Genomic DNA, 16,768 nt, shown 5'->3' with positions numbered 1-16,768 from the left:
CACAAAACCATGAAACGAAATATATTATTACCTACCGATTTTTCTAAGAATGCGTGGTATGCGATACTTTATGCCTTAGAACTATACAAACGAGAAGCTTGCAATTTTTATATTCTTAACGTGTTTTCGGCAACCTCAAATATTATGGAAAGCCTCATGAATATGGAACCTGGAAGCGAATTGTATGAATCTGCAAAAGCTGAATCTGAAACGGGTTTAGCCAAAGTACTCGATATGATTGCCTTTAGAGATCATAAAAATCCAAGACACCATTTTATACCTGTAACCACATTTAATAATCCGCTAGAAGCCATAAAAAATATCGTGGAAGAAAAAGATATTGAAATGATTGTGATGGGCACCAGAGGCGAAACAAACTCCAAAAAAGTGGTGTATGGTAGTGTGGCATTAAATGTTATGGAAAAAGTAAGAAACTGTCCTGTAATTGTAGTGCCTGCAGAAGCCAAACATCATTTGCCTAAAGAAATTGTATTCCCAACAAGTTATAAAACCCACTATAAAAAGCGAGAGCTGAATTACTTGGTAGATATTGCAAAAACATGTGATGCCAATATTTGTGTTTTACATGTGTCTAGAAAGGCAGAGTTAGACGCTAAATTACTTGAGAATAAGAAACTTCTGGAAACCATTTTTGAAGATGTAAGCTATTCATTTCACCAATTAAGGCATATGGAAATACCTGTAGCTATTAACTGTTTTATAGAAAGTAGAGATAGCGATATGGTGGCGTTTATCAATAAAAAACACAGCTTTTTTGGTAGCATACTTACACAACCTTTGGTGAAAGATATTGCATTTCATTCGGTAGTACCCATTTTGGTAATGCATGATTTAAGAAATTAAAACTTTAAGACTATGAAAAATACAGGCATTTGGTTAGATAAAGAAAAGGCTCACATCGTAACTATTGAAAATGATGAAGTCCATTTTTCAACCATAAAATCAGAAGTTGAAAATTATCATGTTTCAGGCGGTTCTGGAACTAAATTTAAGGGAGGTCCTCAAGACGTCGTGCAGGATAGTAAATATTCCGATCGGGAAAAACAACAACTTAAAACATATTTTAAAACGATTGTATCTCACATAAATGAGTCCAACAAAATAGCCATTTTTGGTCCTGCTGAAACGCCTAACAAGTTTGTGAAAGAATTAAAAGAAAAATATAAACCTGTAGGGGCAAAAGTTGTAAATGTGGAACGATCAGATAGTATGACAGATAATCAAATAAAGGCCATGGTTCGCACTTTTTTTAAAAACCATTAATTACTGTTTTTTAAAACGTGATATATCATGAAGGAAAATCATATCGATATAATAAAATCATCAGGATTAACGGCTAAATTTTCATTGGAAAAATTGCGCAATTCCTTGAAGCGAACCGGTGCCAATAACGACATTATCGAACCCATTTTAGAAACAGTGGTAGACGAGTTGTATCAAGGCATTTCAACCAAAGAAATATATAATCGGGCATTTGCTTTACTCAAAAAAAAGAACAGTTATTTGGCTTCAAAATACAAACTCAAAAAAGCCATTTACGAATTAGGTCCTACGGGGTTTCCTTTTGAACGCTTTGTGGCAGCTGTTTTAAAATATTCAGGATATCATGTGCAAATCAACAATATTGTACAAGGGCATTGCGTAAAGCATGAAATTGATGTCATCGCCTCAAAACATAACGAAACCACCATTGTAGAGTGCAAGTTTCATGGTGAACCAGGTTTAAATTGCAACGTCAAAGTACCCTTATATATTAATTCCAGATATCGAGATGTCAAAGAAAAATGGAATGGTTATTCTAAAAATACACATAAGCTCACCCAAGGTTGGGTGGTTACTAACACACGTTTTACGGAGGATGCTTTGATTTACGGCAACTGTGTTGGTTTGTATTTGCTAAGTTGGGATTACCCCAAAAATGATGGTTTAAAAGATAGAATCGATAGGTTAAGTTTATATCCTATAACCGTTTCTACTTTATTGAATAACCGAGAAAAACAATTTTTATTAAGCAGAGATGTTGTGCTTTGTAGAGAATTGATTGGTGATGTTTTCTACCTCGATCATTTAGGGATTTCAGAAGTTAGAAAACAAAAAATACTAAACGAAATAAATCAATTGTGTAATCGCTAAAACTCATAAGATGGCAAATTATGCAAAAGTTCATTTTTTAGGCGGCACAGGAACTGTAACGGGTTCAAAATTTCTTATCGAAGCCTTCGGAAAAAATATCCTTATTGATTGTGGGATGTTTCAAGGACTAAAAGAATTGCGTGAACTCAACTGGCTCGACCTCCCTGTTGATGTTCCTTCCATAGACGTAGTATTGCTCACCCATGGGCATCTCGATCATGTAGGATACTTACCGCGATTAGTAAAACAAGGATTTACAGGAAATATAATTGGTACAGCACCAACGTTAGCCATTGCTGAAATTATACTTAAAGACAGTGCCAAAATTCACGAAGAAGATGCTAAAAAAGCCAATAAGGAAGGGTACACCAAACATCAACCCGCATTACCGTTTTATACCGTTAGAGATGTTGAAAAAACACTTGCCCTTTTTAAAGTTGAAGTTTTAGACCGATGGAAAACCTTATCAGGACAAATATCCTATCGTTTTCAACTTAATGGTCATATTCTTGGAGCTACTTTTATAGAGCTCGATATCAACGAAAAACGATTTGTTTTTTCAGGAGATATTGGGAGAAAGAACGATTATTTATTAGAAAACCCTAAAAAACCAGAGTGGGCAGATTATTTGTTTATTGAAAGTACTTATGGCAACAAACTCCACCCTGAAAATGATGTAGAAACCGAATTGGCCGCAGTAATTAAAGAGGTTATAAAAAACAAAGGCAATTTAATCATTCCGAGTTTCGCTGTCGAGCGTTTACAAACACTCATGTACATTCTCTGGAAATTATACAAGAAAAACAAAATCCCGAATATTCCCATTTTTATTGATAGTCCCATGGGCAATAATGTGTTAAGTGTTTTTGAAATGTTTCCAAAATGGCACAAATTATCAGATTCAGAATACGCAGCCATGTGCAACCATATCAACATCATTGAATCTTTTAAAGAAACCTGGGAAACTATTGACGATCAGCGGTCTAAAATTATAATTGCCGGAAGCGGCATGGTCACTGGCGGTCGTGTATTAACCTATTTACAACAACTTATAGACGTGGCTTCAACCACGGTTTTATTGGTGGGCTATCAAGCAGAAGGCACCAGAGGGCGCCAATTATTGGATGGCGCTCATGAAGTTAAACTCTACGGTAAATATTATCCCGTTAAAGCGTGTATTAAAAGTAACGAGAGCTTATCGGCGCATGCCGACCAAAACGGCTTGCTAGATTGGTTAAGCGAGATTAAAAACATTCCTGAGCAAACCTTTTTAATTCACGGAGAACCTTCGGCAATGAACACATTTAGTACAAAACTAAAAGACACGTTTGGTTGGCACATATGTACCCCCAAGCTGAATGAAATTATAAAACTAATGGTATAAAAATTTAAGAATATGGATGGTTTAAGCGAATTTAAAAACTTTTATCGCGATAAAAGTATTGAAGAGTTACAGATGGAGACTACCCAATGGAAATCGAATCTTGAATTCCAGAGCATCGAATTAGCGTTTTTAAAAAACCTATTGCAAGCCAATATTTACAGGTCTCATAACCCCAATTTATTCGAAATATTAGAACTTTTTAAACAAGAGATAGACGACATCCATTCCGAAGGTGTTCGTATTCTGGAAAGTGTAGATTGTCATATAGCGCATCTCGAAAAAGAGAAACAACATAAAAATTCTGATGGTTATCAGTTTTACATCGAAACGCACAAAAAATTAGATTACGATATCACTGTTTTTAATGAAGAAATCGATGTTTTAAAATTGCGCTTATTCGAGTTTATAGAAGGCACTGTAATTTAACATTTTTTTACATATTTATTAACAGTGAACTGATGGAAATCATTTCGTAATCTATTTGTAATCATTAAGTTAGATGTATTAGTTTAACTTAAAAATTAGTACCCATGACACTTATTAGATTTAACAACAGAAACAGATTATTCCCTTGGAATAATGGCTTAAAAAGATTTTTAAGCGACGAAAGTTTTTTAAGCGACGATTTCCTTGATGATGACAGTTTAATGCCAGCAATGAACGTTAAAGAGCATCAAGATGATTTTGAAATTGAGTTTGCTGCCCCTGGATTTAACAAAAAAGACTTCGAAGTAACTATTGAAGACGACATGTTAAATGTGTGTGCAGAAAAATCGAGAGAAGAGGAAGAAAAAGAAGAAGACTACACCCGTAGAGAGTTTAGTTATAATTCTTTTAAACGCTCGTTAAAATTGCCTAATTCAGTAAACCCAAACGAAGACATTAAGGCCGTTTACAAAAATGGCATTCTTAAATTGAAATTATTGAAAAAGGAAGAAGCTAAACAATTACCTAAAAAAGTAATTGAGATAGCATGATGTTAAAAGCAGAAAGCGGTCATGTAATGATTTGCTTTCTGCTTTTCTTAATGTTTGCTCAGATTTATTTAAACAGTCAATACTTATGAAAACACTAAAAAACCGCAAATACGTTGAATGGCTCAATGCAGATATCATGCATGAAGCCTCTCGTAATTGGTTATCAGAATTACGATTTATAAAAGATGAACAACAATTTCTTTCAAACCTGATTAAATCGTACACCCTACAGCTAATTGATGCATCGCATTTTGCAGAAAGCAAGAAAATAGTAGAGACTTTAGAAGCTTTACAAAAAAAGAATAAAAAATATATTGAAACCGTAAAAACGCACGAAAACGAATTGCTCATTATGGTTGATGGCATCGATCAATTACAAGAAGAAGAAGCCTATAGAAACAAGCACAGAACACTGCTGGTTAACATTAATTATTACTTTAAAGAATACAGAAAACTCAAAAAACAAGTGTTTCGCACCATTGAAGATATAATGAAACACGAAAAACAAAAGCGTTTGCTTCAATAATATACAATCTTAAAATTATGAAACGTATAATCCAAATAGTATTATCTTTTTTATTGATAGGTTGCTCATCAGTTGAAATTGTAGAAAACTGGAAAAACCCAGATATCGACGTATTCGAAACCAACAAAGTTTTAATAGTTGGCATCACTTCAAATGAAAAAGCGAAGCGTCAATTCGAAGAACAACTAAAACAAGAATACCAAGCCAGAGGTATTGAAGCCTATACCAGTTTGGAAGTGTTTCAACCCGATTTCACTACAAAAAAGCAATCAGAAGAAAGCATAAGTCAATTAGAAAGTAAATTAATTGCTAATAATTTTGATGCCATACTACTTACCAAAGTAATTGGAGTGGAAGATAAGATTGCTTACAAGAATAATTATGGCGATTACGATGAAACCCATAGGAGGTTTAAGGAAGATTTTTTAATGTATCAAGACATTTTTTATAACCCCGATTATTATAACGAATACAAAGTGTATCATACCGAATCTTCGTTGTATTGTCTCTGTCCTACAAAAGATAGAGAACTCATATGGAAGGGCTATATCGATATTACAGATCCGCAAAATATAAATGAAACCGTAACCGATTATGTAAAGCTGGTAACCATCGTTCTGGAAGAACAAGGGTTATTGGTTCCCGAAAGCATTCAAGAAGAGCGGGTAGGGGAAGCAGCCCTAAAATAGTATCAAACCGTATAAAAAAACCAAAAATATAGTCCTAAACCAGAGTTCCTAATTCTATAACGGCATGTTAACAAGATACCTTCCTATTTTCATCATATTGTCTTTGTTAGCAGAAGTTTTAGGAACTATAGGTGGTTTTGGCTCGTCGGTATATTTTGTGCCCATGGCCAGTTTCTTTTTCGATTTTCAATCGGTGTTAGGCATAACGGCGCTGTATCATTTATCCAGTAACATTTCCAAAATAGCCTTTTTCAAAAAAGGCTTCGATAAAAAAATAGTCCTCACTTTAGGTATTCCCGCCATTTTATTTGTGTCTATTGGTGCCTATTTAAGTCAGTTTTTCGATCCTAAAATACTCACCTATGTGCTTGGGTTTTTCCTCATTGCCTTAAGCCTATTGTTTCTTATTAATAAACACCTTAAAGTGAATGCTAAAACAAGCAATGCCATTATTGGTGGTTCGCTTTCCGGACTCAGCGCTGGGTTTTTAGGTACTGGTGGCGCCATTCGAGGCATTACTTTGGCGGCTTTTAAAATGAACAAAGACAAGTTTATTGCCACCTCTGCCATTATAGATTTAGGCGTCGATTTTAGCAGAACCATCGTTTACTATTACAATGGCTACATGCATAAACACGATTTGTATTTGGTGCCTATTCTAATAGGCGTAAGCATTGTAGGGACCTACATAGGCAAACGCATATTAAATAAAGTCTCTCAAGAGCAATTTAGAACCTTTGTGCTGGTGTTAATTTTAATTATTGGTGTGGTGAGTGTGGTTTCGAATTAGGGGTGTTATTGAGTTGGTAGTGTGAGAGTTAAAATACCATATCCAAAAAACCTCGCAATAAAAAATACAATTTAACTTTAGCAGCCCATTTTTTTTGAAAGAAATTTCATTAAAACATGGGTTACTCAAAATTCTTTTATAAATTTATTGTCTCCTAAATTAAATTAATATAGCGCCTCTTTTGAGTCGCTTTATTTATTGGATAAGAGTTTCTTTAAAAACTATAAATGGCCAAAAATACAAGCAAATAGGTTTTGAATTCAAAAAAGAATTATCATAAATGAGTTAAAAAACGTATCAAGCTAAGATTAAAGAGAATTGAATACTAAAGAATTTCCAAACATAGAATTGTTTACCGACGGAGGCGCCGAACCTAACCCAGGAAAAGGTGGTTTTGGTACAATATTAAAACATAAAGGACGACAAAAAGAATTTTTTGCTGGTTATGAACTGACTACTAATAATAGAATGGAGTTAATGGCTGTCATTTTTGGTTTAGAAAAGATTAAAACCAAAGCAAAGGTTACAGTTTACTCAGATTCTAAATACGTAGTAGATGGTATAGAAAAAGGTTGGGCTGCAAATTGGGAAAGGAGTAATTGGATTCGCAAAAAGGGGAATTTAGTGCTCAATAAAGATCTATGGGAACGATTACTTGATGTTATCGATAAACATGAAGTATCATTCAATTGGGTGAAAGGACATGATGGACATTTAGAAAATGAACGATGCGATTATTTAGCAAATCTAGGGATTAACTCAGAAAATAAAATAAAAGATGATGGGTACTTAGAGTACTTAGAAAATATTGAGCAATACCAAGAACAGAAAATAGAAAAAGAAGGCGATTTATGCAGAAAGTGTAACACGCCAACAATTAAAAAGAGCCCAAAAAAAAGAAAAATCAAACAAAACCAATCTTATTATTTTGAATATTATTTGTATTGCCCTAATTGCAAACAAATGTACTTTATAGAGGACGCAAAAAGAGAAGCACCCAGTGATGACACATTGTTTTAGCACTAAATAATTATAAAATTTTAACCTACAACCAAATGAAAATAGTATCCACGAGCACCAACCTAAGTGCATTAAACGATCAACAAAGAAAAGCCGTATTATCTGAGAAAAAGAGAGTTCTAGTACTTGCAGGAGCAGGTTCTGGTAAAACCAATACGCTCCTTCAAAAAATAAATTATTTAATAGACGACCAACAAGCAGATTCAAATAGTATACTAGCAATTACATTTACCAAAAATGCTGCGAACGAAATGATTGATCGTATGATTGTTTCTGCAGATAAAACAGGCTATTATAAACAAGTATTAGAAACAAATGGCATTACACAAAGACAAATAGGTCAAGAACGAAAAAAAATGCTTCAAAAATATACCTGGTTAAACCAAATAACCATGAAGACATTTCATAGCTTATGTTACCAAATTATGCGTAAAGATGGAGTGCATGTGTTTGATAATCAATTTAAAATTGTGCCTAAATCCAAAGATAATGATTCGGAGTTTGTTGGAAATACTTCCCCTGAAACAGAATCTGAAATCATTCAAAAAGTAACCATTGAGTTGTCTAAAAATAAGTCGTTTTTAATTGCTTTAAAGCGATATATTATTGACTATTTTGTAGATTATATTCGAGAAAATGAAGAGAAGAGTGAGTTTAGACCAGAAGGCAAGTTTTTTACAACCTTAAAAGGTGATAAAGTACGGTCTAAATCAGAACAATATATAGCAGACTGGTTGTTTCGTAATAGTATTGATTATCAATACGAACCTAATGTGCAAATAGAAAACAAAAATTTTCATCCAGATTTTTTTATTCCTCAAGCTAATTTGTATTTAGAGCATGTTAGTAAAAGAAGTCACCCTACTTTTTATAAGGTAATGGAATTTAAAAAGGCAGGTATACCATGTGTAAAAACCTTTGATAAGGCTACTCATAATTCAGCAGTTTTTAATCAAGTTCTCGACAGAGTTATTAAAGGTAGAATTTCTTCCGATTTGTCGTCTGCTACTGTTTTGCACTACGATGAGGAATTTGCTAGTTTTAAGAAGGAGCTTAGCAAGTTTTATAGGTCGGTATTAGATGTAAAAGCTCAAATAAGAAACTCTAATAAGAGTTTGGAAGTTATTGCCGAAACAGCAGCAAAAAGCAAACACAAGCGTGTTCGATTATTCTATCAAGTTGCTTTACCTATAATTAAAGCTTATGATGAGTATTGTATTAATTGTTCTTATTTAGATTTTGATGGATTAATAGAGTATTCCTTAAAATTGTTTAAAGAGCAACCAACCGTTAGAAATAGATACCAAAACCAGTTTAAATACCTTATGGTAGATGAGTTTCAAGATGTAAATAATAAGCAAGTAGAGTTTTTAAAATATCTAGTAAATGAAGATTCTCAACTTTTTTGTGTAGGTGATGATTGGCAAAGTATATATGGCTTTAGAGGATCTGAAATTGATTATATAGTAAATTTTAAAGAGCACTTTTCAAAACCAGAAATAATTACGTTAAACCTAAATTATCGCAGTACAGACCGTATTGTAAAGGCGTCAAATGAAATAATAAAAAAGAATAAACATCAAGTATCTAAAGATATTTCAGCTGTAAAAAAAGGAGGTGCTAAAATTGAAGTGCATTATGCCGAGGTTGATGGTGAATCCGAAAACTTTATTTGGGAAAAAATTGAGCATCACTTACAGGAGGGGATTCATCCAGAAGATATACTTGTTTTATATAGACGTAGTGCTATGAAGAATGATCTTCCTAACAAACTAAATAAAAGTGGTATTAAGGTTCAATTTAAAACCATTCATGGTGCAAAGGGGTTAGAGGCAAAAGTTGTTTTTATTTTAGGTCTGCACTCAGCACCTGGAGGATTCCCAGATCCTTGGATGCAAGATAAAATATATCATGTTATAAAAAAGACAAAGTTCGATACACTTTTAGAAGAAGAAAGAAGGTTGTTTTATGTAGCCTTAACACGTGCAAAAAGTCATTTGTATTTAATGTCGCAAAAAGGAAGCGTGTCAGAGTTTGTAAAGGATATTCCTAAAGAATTAATTCTTACAGAAGAAAGTAAATTATCAAGTATCGAAATCAAAATACCCTTATGTAATAAATGTGAATCAAAAGTTGAAGATCATTTTAAATATTGTCCAGAATGTGGTGATGCTATTGCTGATTCGCAATCTAAGAATGATTCTGAGATTCCAAATGAAAAAATAGAATTTTACAATAAGATAAAGGAAGAAGTTAAAAAAATACCATTAGAGTACGATGGATATTTACATAATGATATTTATAGAGCAAGATTAGAAAACCATAGAGCTTATGAGCCTTGGGGAGACGAAGAAACTAAACTATTAAAAGAATGCCATGAAAAGTTTTCAATCGACGAGCTTCGTGAATTATTTGGAAGAAGTAAAAGCGCTATTAACGGAAGGTTAGAAATGCTATAAACTTATACTATTTAGTCAAGTAACTAAAGATCGCATATAAAAAGGAATAAAAGACTTTTAAGATAAAGGGTTTTTTTAATGGATTTGGTCCATTTGCTACTTACGATTAGTTTATGTGAATAAAACGTATCCCATAAAAGCAATTAAATAAAGTCTCTCAAGAGCAATTTAGAACCATTGTGCTAGTGTTAATTTTAATTATTGGTGTGGTGAGCGGGGTTTCGAATTAGGAATGACATAATTAATTGGCTACTCTTTTTTATCGATTTTTTTTCGATAACCCTTAAAATCAAACAAACTTTATTTAAGCTTTTTATTATAAAATTTAAAAATAACATATGCTTGATAGCATATGAAAAAAATGATTATAAAAATAAAATTTGAGTCTTCTTCCCAGACAAAATTTCCCCAAATCATATAGAATACTAAACCTATAAAAAATATGATATTATCACGTTTGTACCCCCAAAGAAAATTCAATCGAAAAAGCCATAACCCCTTTGTTAAATTATGTTTCTTAAACTCCTTAATTGCCCTAGTGGGAAGTATGAATTCTATGATTCCTAAATTTTCAGGATATATAAAAATGCATGGTATATCATTTTCTTCATATACTCTTTTTTTTTCTCGATAACGATCTTTTTCTTTTTCTGAAACAAACCATTTGCCCAAGAACTCTACATAAATGCCATAATACGGCAGGTAAAAATCTGCTACCCTATGCGTCTTAGAGTCATTCTTTAATTTTAAAATAGGTACCTCAGTCTTAAAGGCAATACCTTCGTATTCAAAATATTCTTGTAAAAATAATTCACCCTCTGAGGGTTCATTTTTATCTTGTTTTATAATCTCCTTATTATTTTGAAATTCATTATTACATGGATAACATCTTTTATAATTGTCTTTTATATACTTTCCACAATCAATGCAATTTGCCATAAATGTTAATTATTTTCTACGTTTCGTATTTCCTGATTCATTAATCCGTACAATTATTTGATAATTTAGTCTATAACTTTAACCGGTCTTATTTCCTTTAGAAAGATTATGAAAAGAACATAATAACTCACCATTTTCTATAGCTGTTTCACCTCCTTTAGAATGAGGTAAAACGTGATCTGCTTGATATTTTGACCAACTTACTCTTGCCTCTTTTTCAGGCACATCTTCCCTTAAACATTGTTGACACAAGCCTTTACCTTTCCTATAAATTAAAATTCGTTGTAATTCAGAAAAAGCTCTATTTGTATCCTTCTCTTTTAATTCAATATTATTATCTGAAACATATTTAAAAAAGATTTGGCGTAATATCATATCTCTTACCTCTAAATCAGTTTCACCTTGTTGACGTCTGTTACTAAAGGTTAATAAATCTGTATCTGTACCTTCATCATAGGTTTTCCACCTCTTGTAAAAGTCATATACAAATCCTTTAATATTAGTTTTTGTCTCATCATCAAGAACGTAATACATTCTTAAATGACGAATCAACATATATATAGAGATTATAAAATACTCTGTTGAAAACTCTTTTATACCGTTATTATCATCTAACATAGTATCATCTTTAAAGATGCTGTAAAATGTATTAAGGTTAGTTTTTACATTAGTCGCTATTTTTTCATTTTCAAATGAATAATCTCCGATACCCTTTTTAGTTTTATATTCATTGATAAACTCGGTAATTTTCTTATCACTTAAATCTGTATAACCGCCCTCTTTTTCAATTAATAGAAAACGCGCCATAAATTGTAGGTGTTTCATCCTACCATTATCTACATCTAATAAATTGAAAAATGCCAGTTTATCTTTATTAGCGTCTATAGGTGTGTATGCTTCATAATCAAAAGTTAAGTCATCAGAATATTTTACGATAAAATTTCTACTTAAACTCGATAATTGAGCGTGTGCCACTTCCATATAATTTAAAGATTCACCTTGTTGTAAACGCCAGAATATTTCGGTTGCAATAATTTGATGTTCTACATTATTAGGTTCCTCTATGTTTTTAATTACATCTGCTTGATATTTAAGGGATTTATCAATAAACTTTCTAATTTCTGTATCTAAATCTTTATAGTATTTACCTGCTAAATCATCACCCAAATCTGAAAGTGTTTTAGGCAAAGGATATTTATTGTCAAAAAAGTCTTGAACCGTTGTAATACGTTGCTGGCCATCAACAATCTCACTCACAGTACCGCTATCGTCTTTACGTACTTCTCTAATAACTAATTTTGGTATGTAGTACCTTCTAAACAAACTATCCATTAAAGCTTGCTTTTTCTTTTTATTCCAAACTGCTTTTCGTTGATAAGGTGGTCTTGTAACGAAGTCTTCTTTGTACTCAAAAAAATCTTTAATACTAATTTCTGTAGGTACTATGGTATATTCTGTTTTAGGATTAAATGCCATTTATTATTGTTTGTTTATATTTTAAATTCTTTTTTTATAAACTGCTCAAAACCAAAACCAATTCCGCCAGATGATTCATCTCTTAGATAGTTATAACCAGTTTGTGTAGATATTTTTAATTCAATTAAGCCTTTATCCTCACGAAATCTAAATTTTCGTTTAGGATTTGTAACAGAACCTTCGGGTAAAAACACCCAAATAAAACCATCATTATGAGCTAATATGAGGTTTAAATCGCTTTCAAACTTTTCTGGCGAGATATTAAACCACCATAACGGAACTGCTTTGTTTATCTTAGAATAACTTGTATTTATTGACGATAAAGCATTGCCTTCTGCTTCCTTGTTTATTAGTTTAATTGCGTATTTTTTATTAAGTATTTCTGGTTGTTGCTCATTTTCTTCCTTAGTGTTATCTATTATAACTTCATCTTTTAGGTTAATCAATTTATTTCTATCTATGAGCAGATAAATTATTACTACTATTAAAGCGACGATTATTAGTATTAAAAAAGTAATCATTGTTTTAAAACTTTAAATAAACCTATTAACCTTAATTTTCTTGAACTTTTTACCCATACCCAAAGTTATTGCTGTGGCATCTTTGATAATTAATTCCCCTAATGCTAAGCCGGATATTGCTTCTTTAATTTCTTGAAACTCATTACCAGAAACACCAAATAAATCTTTGATGACTGCATCTGTAATGGATTGTTGTTTCATAATTAAAGGGTACTGTGCATTGGCATAGAAGTCGAAATATTTGGACTTATAACTATCCATATTTTGTGTTGCTAAAATGATACTCAGTCCTTTATTACGGCCAACTGCTATTAAATCTCTTAATGGTTTGTTGTCAAAGTCTAGCATATAATGCGCTTCATCTATAATGGTAAAATGACGAATTTCTACACATTCTTCTGAGACTTCTTGCTTTGGTAACTTTTCGTAAATGGTATTTAACTTAGATATTATAAAATATACTATTGCTTTTGCTAATGGACCATCTTTAGGGTAACCGTCCATTTTAACTATGAAACTATTATTTATAAGGTCTATGTTATCATCTTTAGCAAATAGATTATTTCTAATCAGTTGTTTTAAAACGGATTTAATACTATCATCTTTCTTTCGGTCTTTTTCATTTTGCAGATGGTTATATTCCTCTAAAATGATTTGAAAAGAAACTGGTTTGTTTTTAGTTTTTCTGTAAGACGCTATAACTGCTTCGGCTAATCGATTACTCATATTAGCACTCATACGTGCATTATCTATTGCACAAATGGCATTTGATAACTCGGAAGCATATAAATTGATTTCATTTTGTGTTTTACCTTCAAAATTTTTAAAAGGTGAAAATGGTAAAGGTTCCTTTATAGGGTCTAGAATTGCATCATCATCAATTTCAAAATGATTGAACCAAGCACGATTAGCAGGGTCTGAAAACTCACCTTTGTAGTCAAAAAATAAAAAGTTTACTGGGTATGCTGTTTCTACTGTTAATGAACGCATTTCTCGCATTAATACCGCTAATAAATTTGACTTACCTGAACCTGTAGAACCTGCTATTAATATTTGTGTATTTGGTATTTGCCTTCCGTTTAAATTTAAGGTTGCAGGCATATCTCCTTCAAACATACCAATATTTAAATCTAAAAAAGGCACACTACCAAAAGCTGTGTTACCAGATTTTGCCGTAATGCTTAACCAATTGTCTAAGTTGGTATCATCCATTAGGTATTTTAAACCTTGACGCATTTCATAGTTTATAATTCGACTACGGTTTGCTGCTACAGACCAATCTATATCTAAATGGTTGTAACGGTACTTTATAAGGCTTGACCACGTTAATTGTAAATTAAACTTGGTAAAAGTTGTTTCGTGGATTCTTAAACTATCCATTGCTAGTTTTTCAATATCTACCCAAGAGCGTTTATGCTTTTGGCTTAAACCAGCTGCTAAAGTTAAACGTTGTAATAGATTATTGTTTAGACTTAAATGTTTAGACTCTTGACGATACTCCTTTAAGTTGAGTTTTTTTTCAATTTTATGTTTTAATGGCAGAAGACTATCTATTAAACCTTCACTTTGCCGAATGTTATGTAGTGCTATTTCTTCCATTATTAATTATTTATTGTGTTACCAAAATACCCTTCTGCTACATCTGTCTTTTGAGCTTCTTTATCTCTTAACAATGTGTAACATTTTGAAATAAAAGGTTCGATTTTTTGTAAATCATTATCCGGTCGAACTTCACTATCTGAACTTAATAAGATAGTCTGATGCGATAATTCTGGAAAATAATTTTCTAAAAGCGTGCTTCTACTGGTTTCATCTAAAACTCCCATTACTGTATCTATCATAACAGGTGGGTCATAATCTCCAAACTCGTGTAAAGCTTTTAATAATACTTGCACTACTACTTGTGTAGATGCTGTATTGAGCTGACTTAAATATATCTCATTACCCGCTTTATGATAAATACTAAAGTTTAAATCTTTTAAATCTTCGGATAGTTCTACACGGTCTATTACATCTTGATAAGCGGCGAGATTTGCATTTAAATCTTGCTTCATCTTATCTTCTATTTTATCCTTTTTATTTTTAAGTAATGTATTTGCAACCTCATCAAATAATGGCTGTAATTTCTTTAAAGCTTCAAATTTTGGGTCTGGTTCTTCCGTTGTAGGAATATCAAATTGTTGTAAACGTTTTGTTATTTTTTTGAGGTCTTTATTTTTATCATCTATAAATGTTTTTAATCGTTTTATATCTGATTCATTTTCTTCATAAGCTTTTATTAAAGAATAATCTTTACCTGTAATTTGAGCTTTTAAATCTTCTATTTGCTTTTTTATTTTATGCGCATTTGCAATGTCTTTATCTAATGTTTCTTTGCGGTGAGTAATCGAATTATAAGGGTTTTGATAATTACCGTTTGCTAATTTCTTTAAGGCTTCTACTTCTGACGCTTGAAAATAATCATACTCTAAATCATCATTGTTATCATCTAAAGATTTTAATACTCTATCTGCCAACTGACTGATAGATACCTCTGCCAGATTATGTCCTTTTTCTGATAATACATTTACCGCTTTTACTAATACATTTTCTATAACCTCTTTGTTAAGATGAGAAAATGCATCTGCATTAGAAGACTCGCGTTCATTTACTATTAATGCAATATCATTTTGTAATACTTCTGATAATTTTGGAAGACTTACGTGTAACTCAAAGTTTTTGATAAATTCGTTTACATCTGTTTTGTATTGTTTCTCTTCTTGGTCTAAATTATTTAGTTCTTCCTCTAACTGCTTGACTTTATTATTTAGGGTAGATTCTTCGTTCATACCTGCTTTTAACGTATCGTATAATTCTTTATTAGATACTGAAAAATCTAAAGCTTCTTTACGCTTGCCTTTCAATTCCATAAGCTCTTCTTCTTCCTTACGTTTTTGCTCTACTAACTCTAAATATTCTTTTTTCTCATTTTCTAAATCGAGCGTTTGTGCTGTATAATCTTGGGTTAGGCTTTCTGCTGCTTTTGCAAAAGATAAATACCTATTGAAACCCATAACATTTTCAATATTTTCTCGAATCACACGATTAAGGCGGTCTTCTTTTAAAAGGTTTCCTGCCTCCATAGCATCAAATAGAAAATAACGACTTAATTCTTCAGGCAGATTTCCTTTTATGATTTTATTTACTTGCGCTTCTTGTTCTGCTCTTTGTGCCGCAGGTGTTGCTGTACCATACTGAAATATAGAACCATTCATATTTAACTTTACACTTTCTACAGGTTTTTTGGCCGTATTAAGCATATAGGTTCTTGTAAGTACATAGGACTGTTCTTGGTTGAGTACTCTACCTGAAAACAATAATTCTAACTCTATTTTTTCTTCTACTTTACCTAAAGCACCAGCATTAAGCAACTCTATAAAATCTCTTTCGTTTTTGATATTAAGACCATATAATGCGCCATAAATAGCATCAAAAAATGTTGTTTTACCACCACCATTTGCACCACCAATTAAAACAATAGGTTTGTCTGGGTCGGTTTCTAGATTTAAATCGAGTTCTAGATAGGTTTTAAAATTTTTAGCTCTTATCTTTTTTATAAGCATAACTATTTAATTTTTTGAAGGGCTTTCTCCATCATTTTCTTCAATGCCTTTTCATCTAAGTCCTCGTTTTTAATCTTTTTTTCGTGATAGCCTTTTAACAGATACTCTTTTAACCACTCTGGGTCTATTTCGTATTTAGCGCAAATGGTTTCAATAGTTGCCATATCGTCTTTACGAATGCCATAGTGTATAAATAATGAATCTAGTCCTTTGTTACTCATATTATAGCAG

Annotated in this window: 17 protein-coding genes; 11 read left to right on the top strand and 6 right to left on the bottom strand. The window is 32.1% G+C overall.

Features of this window, described 5'->3' with window-relative positions; genetic code table 11:
- The first annotated feature begins 9 nt into the window (after window positions 1-9).
- The 11 genes from O5O44_RS11025 to O5O44_RS10975 all read left to right on the top strand — a co-directional run bounded on the left by O5O44_RS11025 (window position 10) and on the right by O5O44_RS10975 (window position 9,999).
- Window positions 10-864 (top strand): universal stress protein, encoded by an 855-nt coding sequence (locus O5O44_RS11025; protein WP_289194407.1) that lies wholly within the window; start codon window positions 10-12, stop codon window positions 862-864.
- 12 nt (window positions 865-876) lie between these two features.
- Window positions 877-1,284: a hypothetical protein gene (locus O5O44_RS11020; protein ID WP_289194406.1), complete on the top strand. Its 408-nt coding sequence runs from the start codon at window positions 877-879 to the stop codon at window positions 1,282-1,284.
- A 27-nt stretch (window positions 1,285-1,311) separates the two neighbouring features.
- Window positions 1,312-2,154, top strand: a complete 843-nt coding sequence (locus tag O5O44_RS11015; protein WP_019387586.1) for a restriction endonuclease — start codon at window positions 1,312-1,314, stop codon at window positions 2,152-2,154.
- 10 nt (window positions 2,155-2,164) lie between these two features.
- Complete coding sequence (locus tag O5O44_RS11010) at window positions 2,165-3,538, top strand: MBL fold metallo-hydrolase RNA specificity domain-containing protein (RefSeq protein ID WP_289194405.1); 1,374 nt, start codon at window positions 2,165-2,167, stop codon at window positions 3,536-3,538.
- Window positions 3,539-3,550: 12 nt separating this feature from the next.
- Window positions 3,551-3,964: a hypothetical protein gene (locus O5O44_RS11005; protein ID WP_289194404.1), complete on the top strand. Its 414-nt coding sequence runs from the start codon at window positions 3,551-3,553 to the stop codon at window positions 3,962-3,964.
- A 104-nt stretch (window positions 3,965-4,068) separates the two neighbouring features.
- Window positions 4,069-4,515, top strand: coding sequence for an Hsp20/alpha crystallin family protein (locus tag O5O44_RS11000; RefSeq protein ID WP_289194403.1), 447 nt, complete (start codon window positions 4,069-4,071; stop codon window positions 4,513-4,515).
- An 85-nt stretch (window positions 4,516-4,600) separates the two neighbouring features.
- Window positions 4,601-5,041: a hypothetical protein gene (locus O5O44_RS10995; RefSeq protein ID WP_019387582.1), complete on the top strand. Its 441-nt coding sequence runs from the start codon at window positions 4,601-4,603 to the stop codon at window positions 5,039-5,041.
- 17 nt (window positions 5,042-5,058) lie between these two features.
- A complete protein-coding gene (locus tag O5O44_RS10990; RefSeq protein WP_289194402.1) occupies window positions 5,059-5,730 on the top strand; it encodes a hypothetical protein in 672 nt (223 codons plus the stop codon).
- Between the two features lie 64 nt (window positions 5,731-5,794).
- Complete coding sequence (locus O5O44_RS10985) at window positions 5,795-6,520, top strand: sulfite exporter TauE/SafE family protein (RefSeq protein ID WP_289194401.1); 726 nt, start codon at window positions 5,795-5,797, stop codon at window positions 6,518-6,520.
- 318 nt (window positions 6,521-6,838) lie between these two features.
- Window positions 6,839-7,540, top strand: coding sequence for a ribonuclease HI (gene rnhA, locus O5O44_RS10980; protein ID WP_289194400.1), 702 nt, complete (start codon window positions 6,839-6,841; stop codon window positions 7,538-7,540).
- Between the two features lie 35 nt (window positions 7,541-7,575).
- Window positions 7,576-9,999: a UvrD-helicase domain-containing protein gene (locus O5O44_RS10975; protein WP_289194399.1), complete on the top strand. Its 2,424-nt coding sequence runs from the start codon at window positions 7,576-7,578 to the stop codon at window positions 9,997-9,999.
- Between the two features lie 300 nt (window positions 10,000-10,299).
- Here O5O44_RS10975 and O5O44_RS10970 read toward each other — a convergent pair whose 3' ends face one another.
- The 6 genes from O5O44_RS10970 to O5O44_RS10945 all read right to left on the bottom strand — a co-directional run bounded on the left by O5O44_RS10970 (window position 10,300) and on the right by O5O44_RS10945 (window position 16,758).
- Window positions 10,300-10,938, bottom strand: a complete 639-nt coding sequence (locus O5O44_RS10970) for a hypothetical protein (protein WP_289194398.1) — start codon at window positions 10,936-10,938, stop codon at window positions 10,300-10,302.
- Window positions 10,939-11,016: 78 nt separating this feature from the next.
- Complete coding sequence (locus tag O5O44_RS10965) at window positions 11,017-12,414, bottom strand: HNH endonuclease family protein (protein WP_289194397.1); 1,398 nt, start codon at window positions 12,412-12,414, stop codon at window positions 11,017-11,019.
- Between the two features lie 14 nt (window positions 12,415-12,428).
- Window positions 12,429-12,935: a hypothetical protein gene (locus O5O44_RS10960; protein WP_289194396.1), complete on the bottom strand. Its 507-nt coding sequence runs from the start codon at window positions 12,933-12,935 to the stop codon at window positions 12,429-12,431.
- A 12-nt stretch (window positions 12,936-12,947) separates the two neighbouring features.
- On the bottom strand, window positions 12,948-14,534 hold the full coding sequence (locus tag O5O44_RS10955; RefSeq protein ID WP_289194395.1) for an ATP-binding protein: 1,587 nt from the start codon (window positions 14,532-14,534) through the stop codon (window positions 12,948-12,950).
- Between the two features lie 2 nt (window positions 14,535-14,536).
- Window positions 14,537-16,537 (bottom strand): AAA family ATPase, encoded by a 2,001-nt coding sequence (locus tag O5O44_RS10950; RefSeq protein WP_289194394.1) that lies wholly within the window; start codon window positions 16,535-16,537, stop codon window positions 14,537-14,539.
- 2 nt (window positions 16,538-16,539) lie between these two features.
- Entirely contained in the window at window positions 16,540-16,758 is a 219-nt protein-coding gene (locus O5O44_RS10945) for a DNA modification system-associated small protein (protein ID WP_289194393.1), read from the bottom strand.
- Window positions 16,759-16,768 lie beyond the last annotated feature (10 nt).

This window comes from Algibacter luteus (assembly GCF_030344935.1).
GTDB classification, from domain to species: domain Bacteria; phylum Bacteroidota; class Bacteroidia; order Flavobacteriales; family Flavobacteriaceae; genus Arenitalea; species Arenitalea lutea.
Note: the sequence above shows the minus strand (reverse complement) of the source record. Positions and strands in the feature narration are given on the sequence as shown.